Genomic DNA, 5,281 nt, shown 5'->3' with positions numbered 1-5,281 from the left:
GGGCCACCGGGCACGCCCCGGTGGCCCGCCGCCGCGGTGGGTGCCGCGATAATCGCGGCCATGCAGCAACTCGTACTCGCCACCCGCAACGCCCACAAGGTCACCGAGCTGCGCGCCATCCTGGCCGCCGCCGGCGTCACCTCGGAACTGACCGGCGCCGACGCCTTCCCCGAGATCCCCGACGTCAAGGAGACCGGGACCACCTTCGCCGAGAACGCCCTGCTCAAGGCACACGCCCTGGCCACCGCCACCGGCCTGCCCGCCATCGCCGACGACTCCGGTCTCTGCGTGGACGTCATGGGCGGCGCGCCAGGCATCCTCTCCGCCCGCTGGGCGGGACGACACGGCGACGACCCCGCCAACCTGCAGCTGCTGCTCGCGCAGCTCTCCGAGATCGACGACCCGCACCGCGGGGCGTACTTCGCCTGCGCCGCGGCGTTCGCGCTGCCCGACGGGACCGAGCGCGTCGTCGAGGGCAGGCTCGCCGGGACGCTGCGGCACGAGCCGGCCGGCCCCAACGGCTTCGGCTACGACCCGATCCTGCAGCCCGAGGGGGAGACGCGCACCTGCGCCGAGCTGTCCCCGGCGGAGAAGAACGCGATCAGCCACCGGGGGCGTGCCTTCCGCGAGCTCGCCCCGCTCGTCCTGCCGCTGCTCTGACACGCCGCGGGGCGATCCGACTCCGACGCCACTGCGGGCGCGCGGACCGACCGCGCGCCCGCAGGGTCAGTCGAGGACCGCCGTGGCCTCGATCTCCACCAGGTGCTCGGGCACGTCCAGGGCGGCGACGCCGATCAGGGAGGTGGGCGGCCCGGGAGTGAACCCCAGCTCGGCCGCAGCGCTCTCGATGCCCGCGAGCAGCTCCGGCATCCGCTCCGGAGTCCAGTCGACCACGTGGACGCGCAGCCGTGCCACGTCTCGAACGTCGCGCCGACCGAGGCCGGCGCCGTGGCGACGTTCCGGTAGCACTGCACGACCTGGGCGGTGAGGTCGCCGGGACCCACGGTCCTGCCCGCCGCGTCCCAGGAGACCTGCCCCGCGACGTGCACCGTCCGGGAACCGGTGGCCACCGAGACGTGGCGGTATACGCCTGCGCCGGGGAGTCCCGGCGCCGCTTCGAGAGCCGACCACCGTCGCCGGGGACGGCGGCCCGCCGGCACGACACGACACGACGCGTCCGGCGCGCGGCGGTCCCGGGCACCCGCGCCGCGGGGCGTCCGTCCCCCGCACACCGGTGGGCGCCCCCGGACCGGGTGGTCACACCGAGCGGAAGCCCGAGGCGTCCTCGGCCTCGCCCGCACCCGTGAGATAGGCGGAGACCACGACGTTGGCCGAGTACGTCCCGCGTTCCCGGTCGAAGGTGCCACCGCAGGTGATCAGCCGCAGCTCCGCGCGGCGCGGGTCGTGGGCCCCGTACACGGTCTCCGCGTCGAACTCCTCGCGCTCCACCACCGCCACCCGCTCCACCGTGAAGGTGGCCGTGGTGCCGTCCGAGCGGACCACAGCCACCTCGCTGCCGGGGCTGACCGCGCTCAGCCCGTAGAACACCGCCGGAGCGGTCTCGGTGTCCACGTGCCCGACCAGCACCGCCGCTCCCGCCGCGCCGGGGGAGGGGCCTCCCTCGTACCAGCCCGCGATGTCGGCGGCCTCGTACGGCGGCGGCTCGACACCGCCGCCGCTCTCCACACCCCGCGGGATGACGTCCGCGCTCACCCCTATCGAGGCGATCTCCACGGCCAGCGGCACGGCCGCGCCCGTCAGCGGTACCAGCGGCGGCGGCAGCAGCCGCCCGTCGCTCAACTGGCCGCGGGTGCCGCCCGCCAGGGCGCCGGAGTCGTCCGTGCCCCCGGTCAGCCGCACGCCCCAGGCCCACAGTGCCAGCAGCACCAGGGTCCAGGCGACCGCGGTGAAGAGCCGACCGCCGCCGGAGGTGCGGGGCTCAGTGTCCATCGGCGCCGCCCCGCCGCCGTCGGGCGGCGACGACCACCGCCCCCACCAGCAGTCCGCCGGCGAGCAGCGTCACCCCGAACGGGGCGGCCACCTCCGAGCCCGCCGCCGGGACACCTGCCCCTGCCAGGCTCTCGTCATCGGCCGTACCACCGCCGCCGGCCGGTACGGGGGCCGTCGGCCGCGCGGGCGGACCGGTGTGGTGCTTGCCGTGGGCCACCACGACGAGCCGGGCGCTGCCCGCCCGTTCCCTGCCGTCGCACGAGACGTCCACCGCGTAGACGCCGGGCTCGATCGACGAGGAGACCCGGCCCTCCCCGAACAGGCCGGCGTCGGAGCGGCCCAGCGGTACCTCGGCGACGAACGCCTCCGAGTGCGCCGTCGCCTCCCGGTGCTTCTCGCAGCCCTTGACGCGCACCTCCACGTCGTCACCAGGGCGCGGGGAGAGGGGGGAGAGCCGGACGTCCACCTGGTGGTGGCGCCCGTGGCCGTACTCCCCCCGCTCGGGTTCCGGCTCCGGGGAGGACGCGGCGGCGGAACCGCCCGTCGCCACCAACGCGGCGACGGCGGCGGAACACAGGGCGAGCTGGACGGGGCGGGCGATACCCATGGCGGAACCTCCGGTTCGGTACCCTCCGAAGGTCGCCCGCCGCCCGGTGTTCCGCATCCGCTGCGGGGCGGCGTTACGCCGTTCGTCGATCCGATTGCGCCGGCCGGTCGGGCCCGCCGCGACCGGATCGACGGCGGGTCAGATCCGCTCCACCAGGTCCGCGATGGAGTCGACGATCGTCGACGGGCGGAACGGGTGGCGGTCCACGTCCCCGGGGCCGGTCACACCGGTCAGTACCAGGAAGGTCTCCATCCCGGCCTCCAGCCCGGCGAGGACGTCGGTGTCCATGCGGTCGCCGATCATCGCGCTGGACTCGGAGTGGGCGCCGATGGCGTTCAGCCCCGCGCGCATCATCAGCGGGTTGGGCTTGCCCACGAAGTAGGGGTCGCGGCCGGTCGCCTTGGTGATGAGCGCGGCCACCGAGCCGGTCGCCGGGAGCACCCCCTCGGTGGAGGGGCCCGTCTCGTCGGGGTTGGTCGCGATGAACCGCGCCCCGTCCTTGATCAGCCGGATCGCCTTGGTCAGCGCCTCGAAGCTGTAGGTGCGGGTCTCCCCGAGCACGACGTAGTCCGGTGCGGTGTCGGTGAGGATGTAGCCGATGTCGTGGAGCGCGGTGGTGAGCCCCGCCTCGCCGATGACGTAGGCGGTGCCGCCGGGGCGCTGGTCGTCCAGGAACTGCGCCGTCGCCAGGGCGGAGGTCCAGATGTTCCCGACCGGCACCTCCAGCCCCATGCGGCTGAGCCGGGCGTGCAGGTCGCGCGGGGTGTAGATCGAGTTGTTGGTCAGCACCAGGAACGGCTTGCCGGACTCCCGGAGCCGTGCGATGAACCGGTCGGCGCCGGGGATCGGCACGCCCTCGTGGATGAGGACACCGTCCATGTCGGTCAGCCAGGACTCGATCGGCTTGCGCTCTGCCACGTCAAGGACTCCTGCCGTACGCGTCGGGCGGGCGGCGGCCGTTGCCGCGTTCCGGGGGACCGGGCGGTTGCTCCACGGAGCATGCCGCTGACCACAGGGTATGGCAGTGGGCGTTCGAGCGGACCGGCGCCCGGCACCGTACGCTGCCTCCGGCGCACGATCCCGGCGCCCTCGCCCCCACCCCCTCCCGGACAGGACGGAACCGCATGCGGCAGACCGACGTGACGGAGATCCTCGCGCTCGCCCGTGACGCCGGTGCGCGGGTGTGGGTGGCCGGCGGCTGGGGCGTGGACGCGCTGGTCGGCCGGTGGACCAGGGACCACGCGGACCTCGACCTGCTCCACCGGGTCGAGGAGGAACCCGCGCTGCTCGCGGCGCTCGCCGGCGCGGGGTTCACCGAGACCCTGGACGGCCGGCCCGCCCGCTTCGTCGTGGCGGACGCCGGGGGCAGGGAGATCGACCTGCACCCGCTGTCGTTCGCCCCCGACGGCAGCGCCGTCCAGCACACCGGGGAGCCGGGCCTGCCCTACCGCTACCCGGCCGACTGCTTCGTCACCGGGACGATCGGCGGGGCGGTCGTCGTCTGCGTCTCGGTGGCGCAGCAACTGCTGTTCCACCAGGGATACGCCCATCGCGACCGGGACCGCCACGACATGGCGCTGCTGCGCGACGCCTTCGGGGTGCAAACGCCGTGACGGCGGGCGCCCGGCCGTGTGCGGCGCGGGCGCCGCACCGCACACGGTGCTCGCGCCGGGCGGTCAGATCTTGAGGTCGCGGATGAGCTTGGCGACGTGGCCGGTGGCGCGCACGTTGTAGAAGGCGTGCTCGATGCGGCCGTCCTCACCGACGACGAAGGTCGACCGGATGACGCCGGTCACCGTCTTGCCGTACATGACCTTCTCGCCGAAGGCGCCCCAGGCGGTCAGCGTCTCCTTGGTCGGGTCGGCGACCAGCGTGACCTTCAGCGACTCCTTGTCCCGGAAGGACGCCAGCTTCTCGGGCTTGTCGGGCGACACGCCGATGACGTCGTAACCGGCCTCGGCCAGCACATCGAGGTTGTCGGTGAAGTCGCACGCCTGCTTGGTGCAGCCCGGCGTCAGTGCGGCGGGGTAGAAGTAGACGATGACCTTTCGACCCGCGTGGTCGGCCAGTGACACCTGCGCGCCGTCGGCGTCGGGCAGGGTGAAGGCGGGGGCGGCGTCTCCGGGCTTCAGCCGGTCGCTCATGGCGGTGCTCCTCGTCGTGCTGTCGTGGTGCGGGGCGGGCGTCACGTGCCGACGCTCCCCAGGTGCACCCGCCCGAGCTTAGAACAGTGCCGCGCGGGGGTCGTGGGGCGCGGGAGCGGGGGAAGGCTGACAGACTGTCCGCAACGAAGAGTCGATCACGGAGGCATTGCGGTGTCGGAAGCCAAGAAGGCAGCCCCGGGTTCCGCGGAGATCGCGGCCCGGATCGAACGGCGGCGCGACCAGCTGGCGGCGACGCTGGACGAGATCGCGGTCCGGGTCCACCCCAGCACACTCGTGGACGACGCGCGGGCCCGCGCCGCCTCGGTGGTGGACCGCACCGCGGGGAAGGCGTTCGTCGCGGTCAACCGGTCGGTCACCGATGTGCGGGGACGTCTGGTCACCGCCGAGGGGTCGCCGCGCCTGGAGCGCGTTGTCCCGCTGGCGCTGGTCGTGGTCGGGGTGGCCGGCCTGCTCGTCCTCTCCTCACGCCGCCGCCGGCGCTGAGAACACCCCGCGCCCACGGCGCGGAGGTGTCACTGGCCGACCACGCGGGTCGAAAGGTCATCGTCTACTTCTACCC

The 5,281-nt window shown here is 74.2% G+C and carries 7 protein-coding genes and 1 pseudogene; 3 read left to right on the top strand and 5 right to left on the bottom strand.

Features of this window, described 5'->3' with window-relative positions; genetic code table 11:
• The first annotated feature begins 60 nt into the window (after window positions 1-60).
• Complete coding sequence (gene rdgB, locus HCJ92_RS21870) at window positions 61-660, top strand: RdgB/HAM1 family non-canonical purine NTP pyrophosphatase (protein WP_167935333.1); 600 nt, start codon at window positions 61-63, stop codon at window positions 658-660.
• A gap of 66 nt (window positions 661-726) precedes the next feature.
• On the opposite strand, the pseudogene HCJ92_RS21865 reads toward rdgB, so the two are convergent.
• From HCJ92_RS21865 to HCJ92_RS21850, 4 genes and pseudogenes are all read right to left on the bottom strand, one after another.
• Window positions 727-1,160 (bottom strand): annotated as a pseudogene (locus HCJ92_RS21865) (RidA family protein).
• Window positions 1,161-1,257: 97 nt separating this feature from the next.
• On the bottom strand, window positions 1,258-1,950 hold the full coding sequence (locus HCJ92_RS21860; protein WP_167935332.1) for a class F sortase: 693 nt from the start codon (window positions 1,948-1,950) through the stop codon (window positions 1,258-1,260).
• Window positions 1,940-2,557 carry a hypothetical protein gene (locus HCJ92_RS21855; protein WP_167935331.1) on the bottom strand — a complete coding sequence of 206 codons (618 nt, stop codon included), beginning with the start codon at window positions 2,555-2,557 and terminating at the stop codon, window positions 1,940-1,942. The genes HCJ92_RS21860 and HCJ92_RS21855 overlap by 11 nt, the downstream gene beginning before the upstream one ends.
• Before the next feature lie 138 nt (window positions 2,558-2,695).
• A complete protein-coding gene (locus HCJ92_RS21850) occupies window positions 2,696-3,475 on the bottom strand; it encodes an HAD-IIA family hydrolase (protein WP_167935330.1) in 780 nt (259 codons plus the stop codon).
• 206 nt (window positions 3,476-3,681) lie between these two features.
• On the opposite strand from HCJ92_RS21850, the gene HCJ92_RS21845 reads away from it, so the two are divergent.
• Window positions 3,682-4,170: a nucleotidyltransferase domain-containing protein gene (locus HCJ92_RS21845; protein ID WP_167935329.1), complete on the top strand. Its 489-nt coding sequence runs from the start codon at window positions 3,682-3,684 to the stop codon at window positions 4,168-4,170.
• A gap of 63 nt (window positions 4,171-4,233) precedes the next feature.
• Here HCJ92_RS21845 and bcp read toward each other — a convergent pair whose 3' ends face one another.
• A complete protein-coding gene (gene bcp / locus HCJ92_RS21840; RefSeq protein ID WP_167935328.1) occupies window positions 4,234-4,701 on the bottom strand; it encodes a thioredoxin-dependent thiol peroxidase in 468 nt (155 codons plus the stop codon).
• A 171-nt stretch (window positions 4,702-4,872) separates the two neighbouring features.
• Between bcp and HCJ92_RS21835 the strand changes: the two genes are divergently transcribed.
• Window positions 4,873-5,205, top strand: a complete 333-nt coding sequence (locus HCJ92_RS21835) for a DUF3618 domain-containing protein (protein ID WP_167935327.1) — start codon at window positions 4,873-4,875, stop codon at window positions 5,203-5,205.
• The last annotated feature ends 76 nt before the right edge of the window (window positions 5,206-5,281 follow it).

Origin of the sequence: Streptomyces spiramenti (assembly GCF_012034385.1) — a bacterium.
Lineage (GTDB): Bacteria > Actinomycetota > Actinomycetes > Streptomycetales > Streptomycetaceae > Streptomyces > Streptomyces spiramenti.
Note: the sequence above shows the minus strand (reverse complement) of the source record. Positions and strands in the feature narration are given on the sequence as shown.